This is a genomic window from Streptococcus mitis (assembly GCF_002096835.1).
GTDB classification, from domain to species: domain Bacteria; phylum Bacillota; class Bacilli; order Lactobacillales; family Streptococcaceae; genus Streptococcus; species Streptococcus mitis_W.
The window spans coordinates 117,985-134,876 of the sequence record NZ_NCVG01000023.1; the positions used below are offsets into that span (position 1 = coordinate 117,985).

At 43.6% G+C, this 16,892-nt stretch carries 17 protein-coding genes; 5 read left to right on the forward strand and 12 right to left on the reverse strand.

The window, feature by feature from the left end:
* Positions 1-12: 12 nt before the first annotated feature.
* The 11 genes from B7699_RS07415 to B7699_RS07465 form a co-directional block, all read right to left on the reverse strand.
* On the reverse strand, positions 13-1,626 hold the full coding sequence (locus tag B7699_RS07415; RefSeq protein WP_000404934.1) for a ribonuclease Y: 1,614 nt from the start codon (positions 1,624-1,626) through the stop codon (positions 13-15).
* Between the two features lie 211 nt (positions 1,627-1,837).
* Positions 1,838-2,935: a nucleotidyltransferase gene (locus B7699_RS07420; RefSeq protein ID WP_084927810.1), complete on the reverse strand. Its 1,098-nt coding sequence runs from the start codon at positions 2,933-2,935 to the stop codon at positions 1,838-1,840.
* Positions 2,936-2,944: 9 nt separating this feature from the next.
* The gene (locus B7699_RS07425) at positions 2,945-3,685 is read right to left on the reverse strand and encodes a class I SAM-dependent DNA methyltransferase (protein ID WP_031236921.1); all 741 of its coding nucleotides are present in this window, start codon (positions 3,683-3,685) and stop codon (positions 2,945-2,947) included.
* A 109-nt stretch (positions 3,686-3,794) separates the two neighbouring features.
* Positions 3,795-4,148: a ribosome silencing factor gene (gene rsfS, locus B7699_RS07430; RefSeq protein ID WP_001003032.1), complete on the reverse strand. Its 354-nt coding sequence runs from the start codon at positions 4,146-4,148 to the stop codon at positions 3,795-3,797.
* Complete coding sequence (yqeK, locus tag B7699_RS07435; protein WP_084927811.1) at positions 4,149-4,742, reverse strand: bis(5'-nucleosyl)-tetraphosphatase (symmetrical) YqeK; 594 nt, start codon at positions 4,740-4,742, stop codon at positions 4,149-4,151.
* On the reverse strand, positions 4,742-5,371 hold the full coding sequence (locus B7699_RS07440; protein WP_084927812.1) for a nicotinate-nucleotide adenylyltransferase: 630 nt from the start codon (positions 5,369-5,371) through the stop codon (positions 4,742-4,744). Before B7699_RS07440 ends, yqeK begins: the two co-directional genes overlap by 1 nt.
* 51 nt (positions 5,372-5,422) lie before the next feature.
* Positions 5,423-5,734 (reverse strand): ribosome assembly RNA-binding protein YhbY, encoded by a 312-nt coding sequence (gene yhbY, locus B7699_RS07445; protein WP_084927813.1) that lies wholly within the window; start codon positions 5,732-5,734, stop codon positions 5,423-5,425.
* A gap of 212 nt (positions 5,735-5,946) precedes the next feature.
* Positions 5,947-7,053: a ribosome biogenesis GTPase YqeH gene (yqeH, locus tag B7699_RS07450; protein ID WP_084927814.1), complete on the reverse strand. Its 1,107-nt coding sequence runs from the start codon at positions 7,051-7,053 to the stop codon at positions 5,947-5,949.
* Positions 7,054-7,055: 2 nt separating this feature from the next.
* On the reverse strand, positions 7,056-7,583 hold the full coding sequence (locus B7699_RS07455) for a YqeG family HAD IIIA-type phosphatase (RefSeq protein WP_084927815.1): 528 nt from the start codon (positions 7,581-7,583) through the stop codon (positions 7,056-7,058).
* A 16-nt stretch (positions 7,584-7,599) separates the two neighbouring features.
* Positions 7,600-8,505 carry a magnesium transporter CorA family protein gene (locus B7699_RS07460; RefSeq protein WP_000242267.1) on the reverse strand — a complete coding sequence of 302 codons (906 nt, stop codon included), beginning with the start codon at positions 8,503-8,505 and terminating at the stop codon, positions 7,600-7,602.
* A gap of 57 nt (positions 8,506-8,562) precedes the next feature.
* The gene (locus B7699_RS07465; protein ID WP_001168884.1) at positions 8,563-9,123 is read right to left on the reverse strand and encodes a mechanosensitive ion channel family protein; all 561 of its coding nucleotides are present in this window, start codon (positions 9,121-9,123) and stop codon (positions 8,563-8,565) included.
* A gap of 151 nt (positions 9,124-9,274) precedes the next feature.
* On the opposite strand from B7699_RS07465, the gene sstT reads away from it, so the two are divergent.
* Together sstT and B7699_RS07475 are read left to right on the forward strand one after the other, a co-directional pair.
* The gene (gene sstT, locus B7699_RS07470; RefSeq protein WP_084927816.1) at positions 9,275-10,480 is read left to right on the forward strand and encodes a serine/threonine transporter SstT; all 1,206 of its coding nucleotides are present in this window, start codon (positions 9,275-9,277) and stop codon (positions 10,478-10,480) included.
* A 67-nt stretch (positions 10,481-10,547) separates the two neighbouring features.
* Positions 10,548-11,501 (forward strand): aromatic acid exporter family protein, encoded by a 954-nt coding sequence (locus tag B7699_RS07475; RefSeq protein ID WP_084927817.1) that lies wholly within the window; start codon positions 10,548-10,550, stop codon positions 11,499-11,501.
* A 414-nt stretch (positions 11,502-11,915) separates the two neighbouring features.
* On the opposite strand, the gene B7699_RS07485 is transcribed toward B7699_RS07475, so the two are convergent.
* Entirely contained in the window at positions 11,916-13,460 is a 1,545-nt protein-coding gene (locus tag B7699_RS07485) for a peptide chain release factor 3 (protein WP_001025437.1), read from the reverse strand.
* 212 nt (positions 13,461-13,672) lie between these two features.
* Here B7699_RS07485 and gatC point away from each other — a divergent pair, with 212 nt between their 5' ends.
* The 3 genes from gatC to gatB are packed head-to-tail and all read left to right on the forward strand — an operon-like array spanning position 13,673 to position 16,883.
* The gene (gene gatC / locus B7699_RS07490) at positions 13,673-13,975 is read left to right on the forward strand and encodes an Asp-tRNA(Asn)/Glu-tRNA(Gln) amidotransferase subunit GatC (RefSeq protein ID WP_000705419.1); all 303 of its coding nucleotides are present in this window, start codon (positions 13,673-13,675) and stop codon (positions 13,973-13,975) included.
* Positions 13,975-15,441 (forward strand): Asp-tRNA(Asn)/Glu-tRNA(Gln) amidotransferase subunit GatA, encoded by a 1,467-nt coding sequence (gatA, locus tag B7699_RS07495; protein ID WP_084927818.1) that lies wholly within the window; start codon positions 13,975-13,977, stop codon positions 15,439-15,441. Before gatC ends, gatA begins: the two co-directional genes overlap by 1 nt.
* Positions 15,441-16,883 carry an Asp-tRNA(Asn)/Glu-tRNA(Gln) amidotransferase subunit GatB gene (gene gatB / locus B7699_RS07500; RefSeq protein ID WP_084927819.1) on the forward strand — a complete coding sequence of 481 codons (1,443 nt, stop codon included), beginning with the start codon at positions 15,441-15,443 and terminating at the stop codon, positions 16,881-16,883. Before gatA ends, gatB begins: the two co-directional genes overlap by 1 nt.
* Positions 16,884-16,892: the final 9 nt, after the last annotated feature.

Here is a 16,892-nt window from a genome sequence, read left to right on the forward strand (position 1 = left end):
GCTCTTTCCTATTTATTTAGCATAATCTACTGCACGAAGCTCACGAATCACGGTTACCTTGATATTTCCTGGGTAATCGAGATTGTTTTCAATTTTCTCACGAACTTTGTGAGCCAAGATTGTGACTTTGTCGTCCTTGATTTGTCCTGGATTGACCATGATACGGATTTCACGTCCTGCTTGAAGGGCAAAGCTATTTTGTACCCCTTCAAAGCCGTTAGCAATTTCTTCCAAATCATGGAGACGTTTGATGTAGCTTTCAAGAGACTCACTACGAGCACCTGGACGTGCCGCGCTCAAGGCGTCTGCTGCAGCGACGATCACTGCAATGACGCTCTCAGCTTCAACATCACCGTGGTGGCTAGCGATCGTATTGACCACAACTGGGTGTTCCTTATACTTACGTGCCAATTCCATACCGATTTCAACGTGGCTACCCTCAACCTCACGGTCAATGGCTTTTCCGATATCGTGAAGGAATCCAGCACGACGGGCAAGAGCCGCATTTTCACCAAGTTCGCTGGCCATAATACCAGCCAACTTAGCAACCTCAATCGAATGACGCAAGACATTTTGTCCATATGAAGTACGGAACTGCAAGCGACCCATGATTTTCATCAAGTCTGGATGAAGGTTTGGCGCACCAATCTCATAGGCTGCTGCCTCACCGTATTCACGGATCTTATTGTCAATCTCTTGGCGGTTTTTCTCAACCAACTCTTCGATACGAGCTGGGTGGATACGACCATCCTTGAGCAACATTTCCATAGTCATACGGGCAATCTCACGACGGATTGGGTCAAAACCTGACAAGGTCACCACTTCTGGCGTATCGTCGATAATGACATCAACCCCTGTCAAACTTTCAAAGGTACGAATGTTACGACCTTCACGACCAATAATGCGTCCCTTCATAGTATCATCTGGCAGATGAACTGTTGAGTTTGTTGACTCCGCTACATATTCACCAGCGATACGTTGCATAGCTTGAACCAGGATGTCCTTGGCCATTTTGTCAGAACGTTCCTTGACCTCTTGCTCAGCTTCACGAATGCGGCTGGCAATCTCCTTGGTCAAGTTTTCCTCTGTCTGAGCCAAGATAATATCTCGTGCTTCTGCCTGAGACAGGGCACCAATACGCTCTAGTTCTGCTTCTTTTTGTCTTTCGACTTCCTCTAATTGCTCTTCACGCGCATCAAGGTTTTTCGCTCTATCAGAAATACTTTGTTCTTTTTGTTCAAGTGTTTGTTCTTTACTCGTCAAATTATCGTCCTTACGGTCGAGGCTAGTAGCTCTCTCGGTCAAACGACTTTCGATTTGTTTGAGTTCTTGACGTTCTGATTTGAATTCAGCGTCCACTTCTTCACGGTATTTTCTGGCTTCTTCTTTGGCCTCCAATAGTGCTTCTTTTTTAAGAGACTTGCTTTCACGTTTAGCTTCATTAACAAGTAAATCTGCTTCACGCTCAGCTTGTCCACGTAAATTAGTTGCTTCTTGTTCAGCATTTAAAAGCATCAACTCCGCAGCTTCCTGAGATGATTTCATCTTGGCTGAGATGCTGACATATCCAATGACTAAACCAATGATGACGGCAAAAACAGCAATCGCAAGCGACATGATTTCCATGTTTTTACCTCATTTTATTGTTATTCCGAATGACATACATTCTTTTACATTCTACCATAAAAAAGTGATTTTCACAAACCTAAAATAGAATATGTTTTGGGGAATTTGGAGTGAATTTGGAGTTTAGCTCCCTGAATTTATCTGGATAATCTTTATTGCTTAGAATCCGTAACGTCAGCAAAAATATCAAAAAGCCTACTTCGCAGTAGACTTAGTTTGTTTCTATTCTAATCGGTACTCTTCCAAAATTCTGCTCTACTATACTTGGATTTCCAAGTTGATAAATCTGGTCTGCCTTTTGGGTCATAGCATCCCAGGGTTCTTTGCCAATTCGGCTGACTAGATTGACCTGCCCTTTCAAAGACTTGAGATGTTGCCTGCCTTTTTCAGTAAATCCAAGGACATGAATGGCTTCTGGCAAGTCACTTTCTCTGGCCTGCACCAAGATATAGGTCAAGAGGCGTCTGACACGCGCCTTAGTATAACGCTTGGTAGCAACCGCCTCAACCAAGTCTTCCACAGATTGGGCTGGTTTAATAGCCTCTTTAATGCGCACAGCCATTTCTTGATTGACCTGATAGATAGTGGTTAGGTCTGGATTTGACAAGATTTGATAGCGGAGCAAGGGAAAATAGTCTTCCCAGCTCACCTTACTGGCCTGCTCAAAGAGGGCAACAGAAGGCATAAAGCGTTCTAAGAAATCTTGATCCTTCTGGTGCTGACGAAGAGCTGTCGCCGAAGCAAAGTCCACATCTTTATCTACAGAATGGTAGCCCGCCCCCTGACGCTGAATCGGATGCAGTTTGGTGTTGTGTCCAACAACGGCTTTGGCATAGGCAAGAGCAAGAACATGATTGGGCGTATTGCCTGAAAAATCAAGACCTGCAAATTCCTTCCACATGGTTTGGGTTTTCTGGGGATAGGAAAGGGAATCAGGCAAATTTTCCACAAATTTCTCCATCTCAGTCCCCTGCTCTGTGTATAAGTCAGCGATTTTCTGGTAATCTAGAACTTCCTCCGTCCCAAAAGCGAGGCTATCAATGCCCAAACGAGTCAAGATATCCACAGCCCCTTGGCCGAAGAAATCCGCCGCCTGAACACTGACTAAAAATGGCAATTCCACTACCAGATCCGCTCCATTTTCCAGCGCCATCTGGGCTCGTGTCCACTTATCCACGATAGCAGGCTCTCCACGCTGCATGAAATTCCCTGACATGGCAACGATTTTCAGTCCCTCAGCCTGATTTAGCAGGTACTTATGCCCATTATGAAAGGGATTAAACTCCGCGATAATACCTGTGATGGTCATGATAATCTCCTACTTCTGCGCGACAAAAAACCAACGGGTGCTAGTTTCTGTAGGCTCTTTGTCCTCAAAGTCCGCATAAAGTTTGAAGGACTTGAAACCAGCCTGTTCCAGCAAAATATCATAGGTCAGGACCTCATAAGTCCGCTCCTCATGCACTTCATCGTGGCGACTAAAGGAACCGTCAGCCTCCTTGATAAAAAAGGTCAACTCATGCACGATGGAGTGAGGTGCTTCGTCCTCGTAGGTATCCCAGAGCATGGCGAAATCTTCCGCATTTTCATGGTAGGAATAGCCTGGAAAAACTTCATCTGTCTGGTAGGTGGAATGCACATCAAAGATAAAGACACCATCATCATTGAGGGCATTATAAACTTCTTTGAAAACATCCCCCACTTCCACTTCATCCTGCATGTAGCAGATAGAATCCGAATAACACGTGACAAAGTCGAATTTCCCTGCCTTGGATAAATCCAGCATATTGCCTTCAATAAAATCAATCTTTTGCTTGGCCGAAGCCGCTCTCTTTTCAGCAATCTTCAACATATCCCCACTCAAGTCAAGTCCAGTCACATCAAAACCAGCCTGAGAGAAGCGCACAGATTGAATTCCTGTCCCACAAGCCAGCTCCAAGAGTTTCTTTCTCTCCTTGTTTTTAGGCAAGTGACGCAGAGAAAAATCCGTCCATTTGTCATATAAACTATCGTCCATCACAGCATCGTAAACAGCCGCAAAGGTTTCATAAGTTGCCATAATCATGATACCAAGAGCTCCATGGTAAACACTACTAGCCCTATACCTTTCTATCCATTTTTTCTAAAATAAGCAAAGAAACCCAGTTGACTGCAACTGAGTTCGTCTTCTAAGCAAGAGTTTCAGATAAATCTACTGAATCCGCCTCATGCCATAGTTTTTCTAGGTTATAGTGGGCACGCATTTCTTCTGAAAAGACATGCACAACGACAGCACCAAGGTCCAGCAAGACCCAACCTCCAGCTGCGTCGCCTTCGACATGACTGCCTTTAAATCCTGCTTCCGCTACTTTTTCACGGATATTATCAGCGATAGTATCCAACTGACGGCTATTCATAGAGCTAGTGATCACAAAGTAGTCTGTCACACTGGTCAATTCTTGTACGTCAAGTGCGAGAATATCCTCCGCACGTTTCTCATCAGCCGCTTTCACGACTAGTTCTAGTAATTCTTTTTCGTTCATTTAGTCCTCTTTCAAATAGTGCACAAAGGCGTTATAGGTTTCAAGGGTTTGGGGATAGATGGGGAATCCCTGATGGGCTAGATGCTCCACGGTACGAGCTGTTTCGTAGGCCACCGCCTTATTGAGCGATAGCTCAGCAATCTCACGTGCCACATCTACTCCAGGAAAGGCTCGATTGTGCTCGATATAGTCTGCGACGTAGATGACCTTATCTAGGTCTGTCATCTGACCAGCACCGACTGTATGGATTTCAATGGCTCGTAGAATTTCAGAATCATGCAAATTCAAATCTTCCTGAATCTTGTAGATGCCAACCATACCATGCCAGACATTATTGCCCCAGTTTTTGAGGTTAGGGTCTAGCTGATAACGGTCAATCAAGTTTAAAAATTCCTGATCTGACAACTTCTTAGCATAGTCATGAAGAAGGCCTGCTAAACCTGCCTTCTCAACATCTACTCCAAATCGTTGGGCTAGTTCTATGGCTGCACGCTCCACACCCAAACAATGGGTTAAACGTTTTTCAGGTAGAAGCTCTGCCATTTTTTCCAACAAAGCCTCACTAGAGCAGTTGATATAGTCTTGATAGGCCATCAGTAGAGACCCTCCTTCTCGATGTAGTCTAGCACAGGCTGAGGCAGGAGAAAGTTGGGTTTCCGACCTTGAGCAAGGAAGTCACGCACCATGCTGGACGAGATATCCATAAGAGGCATATCCACCCAGATAACTGGATAGGAAGTCCCTGCCTTGTAGCGTGGACGCTGAACCCCCACAAACTGGACCATGTCAACCAGCTCATCAATTCGGTACCACTTAGGCAGATAGTCTACCATATCAGCGCCAATAATGAAGTAATAATCCGTGTCTGGATGTTGCTCTGTTAAAATCTTCATGGTGTTGTAGGTATAAGAAATGCCCTTGCGCTCCAACTCAATAGTTTCAATGTCCAGACCTTCAATCCCCTCAATCGCCAATTCAAGCATCTTGAGACGATGGTGTTCAGGGATGGTTTCTTTTTTGTCCACATGAGGAGGTTGGTATTCAGGCATGAGCAAGACCTGGTCCAGTCCCAACTGCTGACGTACTTGGTCCGCAACAATCAGATGGGCATTGTGAACTGGGTTAAAATTCCCCCCTAAAATCCCGACTTGTTTGCGTTTTTTCTCCTTGATTTCTGGCTCCAACTCTACCTTGGTAAAGGGAGTCAATAATTCGATTGCCATAGGCTAGTCTCCTTTATTTCTCTGTAAAAACAGTTGTTTGGAGTAGTTTTTCTAGATTTCTTTGACTTTTTTAGAAATCTTGCGATTTTCTTTCTTGCTGGATTGTTTAAACAAAATCAAGATGCGTCCGATTTTTTGGACTGTATCCACACCGATTTCTTCTTCCAAGATTTCAGCTACTTCGTGGATATTTTCATCAGTGTTTTGCAAGAGCGTTACTTTAATCAATTCACATGCGTCAAGAGCCTGACGGACACTGGTTTTGATTTGGTCGTTGAGTCCATTTTTTCCGATTTGGATGATGGGTTTAAGGGTGTGTGCCTGGCTGTTGAGGAAGGCACGTTGTTTTGATGTTAATGACATAATTTCTTCCTTGTTTTTTTGATAGTTATTTTAGGTGGTGAGGGACGGTCGGAACTAATTTTCCAAAGATCTCATCTTTGAAAAATGGATTTCCTGACCTCACAATTGAGCCTTGGTCTCAATTGTGCCCCTTGCCAATCTACAGATTGGCAAGACACCACGGCAATAACTATCTTTGTATGAGCTCACTTTGTTCGCTCAGCGATTTTGTTTTAAATAATTGCTTTTCGTGTGACGACTGCGACGCCTTCTGGTGCACAGACGGCGACTTTTGCGGTGCCTGTTACGCGGATCCAACCGAGTCCTGAGATGACTAGGTCTGTCTTATCCTTGATGTTAAATACATGTTGGACTAGTTTTGGAAAATCTTCTTTCTCCTTGCTATTTGGTGGGGTTAGAAGAGTTCCAAGGTGCTTGTCGTAAAAGGCACTAGCTCCTTCAAGCTTGGTACGATGCAATTTGAGTTCATTGTCAAAGAAGGCAGTGAAACCTTGCTTCTCACCCGCAATGAAGTCAAAACGTCCGAGACCTCCTAAAAACAGGGTTTGTTCAGGATTGAGCTGATAGGTTTTAGGTTTGATTTCCTTTTTAGGGCTGACATACTTGAGGTTTTTAGCCGTCAAATAGTGAGCCATCTGGTGACGGTGGATAATCCCCGGTGTATCATAGATATAAGATCCGTCGTCAAGCGGAATCTCAATCTTGTCCAAGGTTGTCCCTGGGAAGCGTGAAGTCGTGATGACATTCTGATCACCTGTGATTTCTTGTATAATGGCATTGATAAGGGTTGATTTTCCAACGTTGGTCACCCCAACCACATAGACATCACGGCCCTTACGGTAGTGTTCAATCTTGTCAATGACTTCCTTGATGGCATGTTTGTTTTGTGCCGAAGTTAGGACGACATCGACTGGACGAAGACCTTCTTCGTGGGCACGCTCCATGAGCCACTGGCTAATCTTGCCTGGTTTTACTGACTTGGGCAGGATATCTTTTTTATTTCCAACCAAGAGGACATCATTGCCCGAGACAAAGCGTGGCAAACCTGGGATGACAGAGCCATTAAAATCAAAGATATCAATGACATTGACCACCAAGGCGTCACTGTCTCCCACCTCGTGCAAGAGCTTGAGGAAATCATCGTCCGTCAACTGGACATCCGTGATTTCATTGTAGTGGCGGAGACGGAAACAGCGTTGGCAATAGACTTCGCCAGTTTCCAAACCTTTTTCAAGTGCCGACTGGGGGGTAAAACCAAGACCAGCCTTATCTGTCGTCTGAATGGTTGCTCCACAACCAATACAGAGAATTTCTTCCATAGTTAAATTCCTTTTTTATATGTAATCGGTCCGTACTGTTCAGTGATTTTTCGCATCACACGGCGCTCACGAGCTCGGTTAATCTGCGTTTTGATCGAGTCATGTTGGACCAAGGGTTTGACTAAAATCGAGCGAATGCCAGCACGGTGGGCTGCTCGAATATCGGTCATGAGCTGGTCGCCAACCATGACCACTTCACTTTTCTCATAGTGAAACTCCTTCATGGCACGATTAATCCCTAATGTGAAGGGCTTCAGAGCCCAATAAACGTAGTCAATTCCAAACTTCTCAACTGCTCGTTGGACGCGTTTTTTAGTATTATTTGAGACTACGATAATGCGAATGCCCGCGTCCCGAAGGTCATGTAGCCATTGTTTCATTTCTGGCGTCCCGTCAGGGTTGTTCCAAGCAATGAGGGTATTATCCAAATCGACCAAAACAGCCTTGATTCCATGCGCCTGCAGGCTTGGGACTGTCAGATCATAGACTGCTTCCACAGCAAAGTCTGGCATGTAGTTTTCAATCACCATTTTGGCTCCTTTTCTTTTATTTTCTAGTAATTTTCTTCAGCCATTGAGATAAGGCCACCCATAAAATCAAGCTAGTCATTAAGATATAAATCCAAGCATTTGGCTCTTCTGTAAATGGTAGAGGAACATTCATTCCGAAGAAACCTGTAATAACCGCAAGTACTGCTAGTAAGACGGAGATAATAGTCAAAATTGACAAACTATCATTCAAGTTATTGTTTAGGATGTTGTTGTAAGAAGCTGAGAGTTGTTGCAAGACTTGAGAAATCAAGTCTGTCATAGACACCAACTGATGGGCTTCAATCATAGCATCATCAAACTGCTCTCGTTCGACATCATTAAATCTCCGATAAAGAGCATGGCCCTGGATATGTTCCAAGAGGAGTCGATTTTGTTTTGCTGCTGCTGTCAAGTAAACCATACCAGTCTCCAAGTCAGAGAGGGCGAAGAGATTTTTCTTTGTTGTAGTTTGACGTAGCAAGGCACTAATTTCGTCCTTACTTTTATCCATCTCTTCAATGACAGGATAATAAGCGTTACTGATAATCTCTAAACCAGCAAAGAGAAACTTGTAAATAGAAAGCGACTCATGGCTATCCAGATAAGCTGACATCTGATCAATGACATAAGCATTCTTATGGTTGCTGATGGTAATCATTCGTTGTCTTTCGACGATAAAGGTCATGGGAATCGCTTCATAATATTCTTTGTCTTTTTCTAAATCAAGAACATTATAAATAAAGGTTACCGTCTCCGTTTCACGGTTATAATCCATATGAGCTCGTTCATTTCTATCCAGAGCATACTCAATGGTTTCCTTGTCCAATCCATAGATGTCAGAAAGATCTTCCATATTTTTAATCTTATCCACATCAAGGTCTATCCAGGTACAACCATTGCCCAACTGCTTTTCTAAAACCATCTTTTCTCCTTTATTAAACTCTTTCTATTGTACCACAAATTACTTAAAATAACAGGTCTAGTCTGTGCGTGAGAAATTGCTAACAACTGTGATATTTCGGTTAGGAACAAAGTGAAGAGCTTGCTCCTCGCTACGAAGCTGGGTCGTACGAATACCGACACTAACCACCTTGCCTGATACAGTAATGGGGCCATTTGTCAGAACGACCTCATCTCCCACATCCAGTTGATGTTCAAAGAGGATGAAAAAGCCATTGATGACATCAGATAGAAAGCCTTGGGCTCCCATCCCAATCGCCACCCCAGCAATACCAGCTCCAGCAAGCAAACTAGAAACTGGCAAACCTAAAATCGACAAAATGCAGTAGAGTAAAAAGAAATATAGCGTATAATTAAACACATTTTCTAGTAAACGCGAAATAGTCTTTTGGCGCCCGACATCATGACGAGACATTTTTAGAGAAGGTTTGACAATTCTCTGCACCATGGTATGAAGCATTTTTTTAGCAATATAAAATACAATCAAAAGCAGTAAAAGAGAAATGACCTTGGTGAGAATATTCTCGATAATGGTTGTCACATCTAACTTTTCAATATAAGCTTGAATAAATTTTTGCATAGAAAACTCCTTTCATTTATTATACCATACTTTCATAAAGTTTCATTCTCCATAAATATTCAAAAATAATTTCAAAAATAGACAGAAAATTCTTGATTTTAGTTCATATTTATACTATAATCATAAACATTACACAACAAAGGAGATTGGTATGAAAAAATTTATCCACGCTTGGAATAAGGCAAGCCTAATCAAACGTATCTTGATTGGCATGCTTATTGGAGGAACCCTAGGACTGACATTTCCTAACGTTTCAGGAATTGGTCTACTCGGGGATTTATTCGTCGGAGGTCTAAAAGCTGTTGCTCCTATCCTAGTCTTTGCCCTCGTTGCCAATGCCCTTTCCCAACATCAAAAGGGACAAGATAGCAATATGAAAACTGTTATCTTCCTTTACTTGGTGGGAACCTTTGCCGCTGCCCTTATCGCTGTACTAGCAAGTTTTATCGTACCTGTTGAAATTACCCTAAATAGTGCCAATACTGAAATTGCACCACCAGATGGGATTGGACAGGTCCTCAGCAACCTCTTGCTCAAACTGGTTGACAATCCAGTCAATGCCCTCATTACTGCCAACTACATCGGTATCCTATCTTGGGCAGTTGTTTTCGGGATTGCCATGAGAGAAGCCAGCAAAAATAGTAAAGAATTACTAAAAACTATCGCTGACGTGACTTCTAAAATTGTCGAATGGATCATCAACCTGGCTCCATTTGGAATCCTTGGTCTTGTTTTTAAAACCATTTCTGACAAGGGAATCGGAAGCCTTGCCAACTACGGTATTTTATTGGTTCTATTAGTAACGACTATGCTTTTTGTTGCCCTTGTGGTCAACCCTTTGATTGCCTTCTTCTTTATGAGACGCAATCCTTACCCTCTAGTTTGGAACTGCCTCCGTGTCAGCGGTGTGACAGCCTTTTTCACTCGTAGTTCTGCGGCTAACATTCCTGTCAACATGAAACTCTGCCATGACCTTGGGCTAAACCCAGATACCTATTCTGTTTCTATCCCACTTGGTTCTACTATCAACATGGCAGGGGCAGCGATTACTATTAACGTTTTGACCCTTGCTGCAGTTAACACTCTTGGAATCCCTGTTGACTTTGCCACAGCCTTTGTCCTCAGTGTAGTAGCAGCTATCTCAGCCTGCGGTGCTTCTGGTATTGCGGGAGGTTCCCTCCTTCTTATCCCAGTTGCTTGTAGCCTTTTCGGTATTTCTAACGATATTGCCATGCAAGTTGTTGGGGTTGGATTTGTGATTGGTGTCATCCAAGACTCATGTGAAACAGCCCTTAACTCTTCCACAGATGTCCTCTTTACCGCCGTTGCCGAATACGCAGCAGCCCGTAAAAAATAACTCATAAAGGCAAGCCTGCTCAGGTCTTGTCTTTTACGCTTTTATTCTAACTTATCAGGAAATTCTTATGTCTATTAGCCAACGTACGACCAAGATCATCTTAGCTACCTGTCTTGCCTGTTTTCTTGCTTATTTTCTCAATCTTTCCTCAGCAGTTTCGGCTGGAATTATCGCTCTCTTGAGCCTATCTGATACGCGTAGAAGTACCTTAAAACTGGCTCGCAATCGACTCTTTTCCATGCTCCTAGCTCTGGCTATCGGTGTTCTAGCTTTTCACTTGAGCGGATTTCATATCTGGAGTCTTGGCCTCTATCTTGCCTTCTATGTGCCTCTAGCCTACAAGATGGGTTGGGAAATTGGCATCACACCAAGCACTGTTTTGGTTAGCCATCTCTTGATTCAAGAATCAACCTCCCCAGACCTTCTAGTCAATGAATTCCTTCTCTTTACAATCGGTACAGGATTTGCTTTACTAGTCAATCTCTACATGCCTTCACGAGAAGAGGAAATCCAGCACTACCACACGCTGGTGGAAGAAAAGTTAAAAGATATCCTCCTACGCTTCAAATACTATTTATCCAGAGGGGATGGACGCAACCGAGCACAGCTGGTAGCAGAATTAGACACGCTTTTGGAAGAAGCACTCAGACTGGTCTATCTGGATCACTCTGACCACCTCTTTCACCAGACCGACTACCATATCCACTACTTTGAGATGAGACAGCGACAAAGTCGTATCCTGCGAAATATGGCCCAGCAAATTAACACCTGTCACCTAGCTGCCAGTGAAAGCCTAATTTTAGCGCAACTCTTTTCAAAAATTGCAGGTCAACTGAGCCAGACCAATCCTGCTTCTGATTTACTAGATGAAATCGAACGCTATCTGGAAGTCTTTCGGAACCGCAGTCTGCCCAAGACAAGAGAAGAATTTGAAACCCGCGCCACCCTTCTCCAACTCCTACGTGAAGCCAAAACCTTCATCCAAGTAAAAGTTGATTTTTACCAAAAATATGGACAGTAATACTCTTCAAAAATCTCTTCAAACTACATCAGCTTCACCTTGCCGTAAGTATGGTTACTGACTTCGTCAGTTCTATCCACAACCTCAAAACAGTGTTTTGAGCAGCCTGCGGCTAGCTTCCTAGCTTGCTCTTTGATTTTCGAAGAGTATAAAAAAGAAAACTTCAGACCAATCACAAAAAGTGAATATCTGAAGTTTTCTTTTATTTGTGGCCCAAGAATGAACATTCCTGGACTTCTCTTATTAGAATATTTAAATCAATCAACATAAAGGTTACCTATTATTAGATTACGACACTGAGTTTTACGAATCGATACTATTCGTAAAACTTTACTAGTGGAGCGCCTAGCCAAGTTCGATAGAAACTTGGCGTTAGTTACTTAGATTGTTACACAATCAAGTAACTTTGGCGATCTACATCTTCTCTTCCAACTCTACATCTGGATACTTGTCCGCAAACCAGCGGAGGGCAAAGTCATTTTCAAAGAGGAAAACTGGTTGGTCAAAACGGTCTTTGGCCAAGATATTGCGGCTTGATGACATGCGTTCATCCAAGTCCTCAGGCTTGATCCAGCGAACAGTCTTTTTACCCATTGGGCTCATGACTACTTCCGCATTGTACTCGCCTTCCATACGATGCTTGAAGACTTCAAACTGGAGTTGGCCGACAGCACCCAGCATATACTCGCCTGTTTGGTAATTCTTATAAAGCTGAATAGCACCTTCTTGCACCAGTTGCTCAATCCCCTTGTGGAAGGATTTCTGCTTCATGACATTCTTAGCAGAAACTTTCATGAAAATTTCAGGAGTAAAGGTTGGCAACGGTTCAAACTCAAACTTGTTTTTTCCAACCGTCAAAGTATCCCCAACCTGATAAGTACCTGTATCGTAAACACCGATAATATCACCTGCCACGGCATTGGTCACATTCTCACGACTCTCCGCCATAAACTGAGTAACATTAGATAGTTTGGCACCCTTACCAGTACGAGGCAGGTTGACACTCATCCCGCGCTCGAACTCACCCGAAACGATACGGACAAAGGCGATACGGTCACGGTGACGAGGGTCCATGTTGGCTTGGATTTTAAAGACAAATCCTGAGAAATCCTTGTCGTAAGGATCCACAATTTCGCCATCTGTTTTCTTGTGTCCATGTGGTTCTGGAGCAAACTTAAGGAAGGTTTCAAGGAAGGTCTGGACACCAAAGTTAGTAAGAGCTGAACCGAAGAAGACAGGTGTCAATTCTCCAGCAAGGATAGCTTCCTCTGAGAATTCATTTCCAGCTTCATTTAAAAGTTCAATATCATCTTTGACTTGCTCGTAGAAAGGATTGCTACCAAAAAGCTTGTCCCCATCTTCTAAACTGGCAAAACGTTCATCCCCCTTATAGAGCTCCAAGCGTTGGTTATAGAGGTCATAGAGCCCTTCAAAGGCTTTCCCCATCCCGATTGGCCAGTTCATCGGATAGCTCGCAATGCCTAGAACTTCTTCTAATTCTTGCAAGAGATCCAAAGGCTCACGACCGTCACGGTCCAGCTTGTTCATAAAGGTAAAGACTGGAATACCACGGTGTTTCACAACCTCAAACAATTTCTTAGTTTGGGCCTCGATACCCTTGGCAGAGTCCACCACCATGACCGCAGCATCCACCGCCATCAAGGTACGATAGGTATCTTCTGAGAAGTCCTCATGCCCTGGCGTGTCGAGGATATTCACGCGCTTGCCATCGTAGTCAAACTGCATAACAGATGAAGTCACGGAAATCCCACGTTGCTTCTCGATATCCATCCAGTCAGACTTGGCAAAAGTCCCTGTTTTCTTTCCTTTTACCGTACCAGCCTCACGAATCTCGCCCCCAAAGTAGAGCAACTGCTCGGTGATGGTTGTTTTCCCCGCGTCCGGGTGGGAGATGATGGCAAAAGTACGACGTTTCTTAATTTCTTCTTGAATATTCATAAGTTCTCTTTCTTTGATTCTCTATTTTTCTTGTTTCAATAGCTAAGAATGATTTCTACATTGGATTTTACCATTCCTTTCAACACTCCATTATATCGGATTTTGCCATTTTTTTCAATTTCTATTTCTTTTCACTTATCCCTCCCTTATTTATAGGAAAATATGGTAAAATAGAACAGACTAAAAATCATCATTTCACGAAAGGATGCAAGATGAAAATTACGCAAGAAGAGGTAACACACGTTGCCAATCTTTCAAAATTAAGATTCTCTGAAGAAGAAACTGCTGCCTTTGCGACAACCTTGTCTAAAATTGTTGACATGGTTGAGTTGCTGGGCGAAGTTGACACAACCGGTGTCGCACCTACTACAACTATGGCTGACCGTAAGACCGTACTCCGACCTGATGTGGCCGAAGAAGGAACAGACCGTGATCGCTTGTTTAAAAACGTACCTGAAAAAGACAACTACTATATCAAGGTACCAGCTATCCTAGACGATGGAGGAGATGCCTAATGACTTTTAACAATAAAACCATTGAAGACTTGCACAATCTCCTTGTCTCTAAGGAAATTTCTGCAACAGAATTAACCCAAGCAACGCTTGAAGATATCAAGTCTCGAGAGACAGCTATCAACGCTTTCGTCACCATCGCTGAAGAGCAAGCTCTTGCTCAAGCTAAAGCTATTGATGAAGCTGGAATTGACGCTGATAATGTCCTTTCAGGAATTCCACTTGCAGTTAAAGATAATATCTCTACAGACGGTATTCTCACAACTGCAGCCTCAAAAATGCTCTACAACTACGAGCCAATCTTTGATGCGACAGCCGTTTCCAATGCAAAAGCGAAAGGCATGATTGTCGTAGGGAAAACTAACATGGACGAATTTGCCATGGGTGGTTCTGGTGAGACTTCTCACTACGGAGCAACTAAAAATGCTTGGGACCACAGCAAGGTTCCTGGTGGCTCGTCTAGTGGTTCTGCCGTAGCTGTAGCGTCAGGGCAAGTCCGCTTATCACTTGGTTCTGATACTGGTGGTTCCATCCGCCAACCTGCTGCCTTCAACGGGATTGTTGGTCTCAAACCAACCTACGGAACTGTTTCTCGTTTCGGTCTCATTGCCTTTGGTAGTTCATTAGACCAGATTGGACCTTTTGCTCCTACTGTTAAGGAAAATGCTCTCTTGCTCAACGCTATTACCAGCGAAGATTCCAAAGACTCTACTTCTGCTCCTGTCCGCATTGCCGACTTTACTTCAAAAATCGGTCAAGACATCAAGGGCATGAAAATTGCTTTGCCTAAAGAATACCTCGGTGAAGGAATTGATCCAGAGGTCAAAGAAACCATCCTTAATGCTGCTAAACACTTTGAGAAACTTGGTGCTATCGTTGAAGAAGTTAGCCTTCCTCACTCTAAATACGGTGTTGCCGTTTACTACATCATTGCTTCATCTGAAGCTTCATCAAACTTGCAACGCTTTGACGGTATCCGTTACGGTTATCGTGCAGAAGATGCGACTAATCTTGATGAAATCTATGTAAACAGCCGTAGCCAAGGTTTCGGTGAAGAGGTGAAACGTCGTATCATGCTAGGTACTTTCAGCCTTTCATCAGGTTACTACGATGCCTACTATAAGAAAGCTGGTCAGGTTCGTACCCTTATCATTCAAGATTTCGAAAAAGTTTTTACGGATTACGACTTGATTTTGGGACCAACTGCCCCAAGTGTTGCCTACGACTTGGATTCACTCAACCATGATCCAGTTGCCATGTACTTGGCTGACCTTTTGACAATTCCTGTCAACTTGGCAGGTCTCCCAGGAATTTCGATTCCTGCTGGATTCTCTCAAGGTCTACCTGTCGGTCTGCAATTGATTGGTCCTAAGTACTCAGAAGAAACCATTTACCAAGCTGCTGCTGCTTTTGAGGCAACAACAGACTACCACAAACAACAACCCGTGATTTTTGGAGGTGACAACTAATGAACTTTGAAACAGTCATTGGACTTGAAGTCCACGTAGAGCTCAACACCAATTCAAAAATCTTCTCACCTACTTCTGCCCACTTCGGAAATGACCAAAACGCCAACACTAACGTGATTGACTGGTCCTTCCCAGGAGTTCTGCCAGTTCTCAATAAAGGTGTTGTCGATGCCGGTATCAAGGCTGCTCTTGCCCTCAACATGGACATCCACAAAAAGATGCACTTTGACCGCAAGAACTACTTCTACCCTGATAATCCAAAAGCCTACCAAATTTCTCAGTTTGATGAGCCAATTGGTTATAATGGTTGGATTGAAGTCGAGCTAGAAGACGGTACGACTAAGAAAATCGGTATCGAACGTGCCCACCTAGAAGAAGACGCTGGTAAAAACACCCACGGTACAGACGGCTACTCTTACGTTGACCTCAACCGCCAAGGGGTGCCATTGATTGAGATTGTATCTGAAGCAGACATGCGTTCTCCTGAAGAAGCCTATGCTTACCTAACAGCCCTCAAGGAAGTTATCCAGTATGCTGGTATTTCTGACGTTAAGATGGAAGAAGGTTCTATGCGTGTGGATGCCAATATCTCCCTTCGCCCTTATGATCAAGAAAAATTCGGTACCAAGACTGAGTTGAAAAACCTCAACTCCTTCTCAAACGTTCGTAAAGGTCTTGAATACGAAGTCCAACGTCAAGCTGAAATCCTTCGCTCAGGTGGTCAAATCCGTCAGGAAACACGCCGTTACGATGAAGCGAATAAAGCAACCATCCTCATGCGTGTCAAAGAAGGTGCTGCAGACTACCGCTACTTCCCAGAACCCGACCTACCACTCTTTGAAATCTCAGACGAGTGGATCGAAGAAATGCGTACAGAGTTACCAGAGTTTCCAAAAGAACGCCGTACACGTTACGTCTCTGACCTCGGCTTGTCAGACTATGACGCTAGCCAGTTAACTGCAAATAAAGTCACTTCTGACTTCTTTGAAAAAGCTGTCGCCCTCGGTGGCGATGCCAAACAAATCTCTAACTGGCTCCAAGGAGAAGTTGCTCAGTTCTTGAATGCCGAAGGCAAGACACTTGAACAAATAAAATTGACACCAGAAAACTTGGTTGAAATGATTGCCATCATCGAAGACGGCACAATCTCTTCTAAGATTGCCAAGAAAGTCTTTGTCCACCTGGCTAAAAATGGCGGCGGTGCGCGTGAATATGTGGAAAAAGCAGGTATGGTTCAAATCTCAGATCCAGCTGTCTTGATTCCAATCATCCACCAAGTCTTTGCCGATAACGAAGCCGCTGTTGCCGACTTCAAGTCAGGCAAACGCAACGCAGACAAGGCCTTCACAGGATTCCTTATGAAAGCAACCAAAGGACAAGCCAACCCACAAGTTGCCCTTAAACTACTTGCACAAGAATTGGCAAAGTTGAAAGAAGATTAATATGTAAAA

What these genes read in the sequence shown, in the direction of transcription:
- B7699_RS07425 (WP_031236921.1), bottom strand. Translation starts at nt 3,685, where the DNA reads ATGGCAACTTATGAAACCTTTGCGGCTGTTTACGATGCTGTGATGGAC.
- B7699_RS07475 (WP_084927817.1), top strand. Translation starts at nt 10,548, where the DNA reads ATGTCTATTAGCCAACGTACGACCAAGATCATCTTAGCTACCTGTCTT.
- B7699_RS07420 (WP_084927810.1), bottom strand. Translation starts at nt 2,935, where the DNA reads ATGACCATCACAGGTATTATCGCGGAGTTTAATCCCTTTCATAATGGG.
- B7699_RS07485 (WP_001025437.1), bottom strand. Translation starts at nt 13,460, where the DNA reads ATGAATATTCAAGAAGAAATTAAGAAACGTCGTACTTTTGCCATCATC.
- B7699_RS07465 (WP_001168884.1), bottom strand. Translation starts at nt 9,123, where the DNA reads ATGCAAAAATTTATTCAAGCTTATATTGAAAAGTTAGATGTGACAACC.
- yhbY (WP_084927813.1), bottom strand. Translation starts at nt 5,734, where the DNA reads ATGTCATTAACATCAAAACAACGTGCCTTCCTCAACAGCCAGGCACAC.
- yqeH (WP_084927814.1), bottom strand. Translation starts at nt 7,053, where the DNA reads ATGGAAGAAATTCTCTGTATTGGTTGTGGAGCAACCATTCAGACGACA.
- B7699_RS07455 (WP_084927815.1), bottom strand. Translation starts at nt 7,583, where the DNA reads ATGGTGATTGAAAACTACATGCCAGACTTTGCTGTGGAAGCAGTCTAT.
- B7699_RS07460 (WP_000242267.1), bottom strand. Translation starts at nt 8,505, where the DNA reads ATGGTTTTAGAAAAGCAGTTGGGCAATGGTTGTACCTGGATAGACCTT.
- gatA (WP_084927818.1), top strand. Translation starts at nt 13,975, where the DNA reads ATGACTTTTAACAATAAAACCATTGAAGACTTGCACAATCTCCTTGTC.
- gatC (WP_000705419.1), top strand. Translation starts at nt 13,673, where the DNA reads ATGAAAATTACGCAAGAAGAGGTAACACACGTTGCCAATCTTTCAAAA.
- rsfS (WP_001003032.1), bottom strand. Translation starts at nt 4,148, where the DNA reads ATGAACGAAAAAGAATTACTAGAACTAGTCGTGAAAGCGGCTGATGAG.
- gatB (WP_084927819.1), top strand. Translation starts at nt 15,441, where the DNA reads ATGAACTTTGAAACAGTCATTGGACTTGAAGTCCACGTAGAGCTCAAC.
- sstT (WP_084927816.1), top strand. Translation starts at nt 9,275, where the DNA reads ATGAAAAAATTTATCCACGCTTGGAATAAGGCAAGCCTAATCAAACGT.
- B7699_RS07415 (WP_000404934.1), bottom strand. Translation starts at nt 1,626, where the DNA reads ATGGAAATCATGTCGCTTGCGATTGCTGTTTTTGCCGTCATCATTGGT.
- B7699_RS07440 (WP_084927812.1), bottom strand. Translation starts at nt 5,371, where the DNA reads ATGGCAATCGAATTATTGACTCCCTTTACCAAGGTAGAGTTGGAGCCA.
- yqeK (WP_084927811.1), bottom strand. Translation starts at nt 4,742, where the DNA reads ATGGCCTATCAAGACTATATCAACTGCTCTAGTGAGGCTTTGTTGGAA.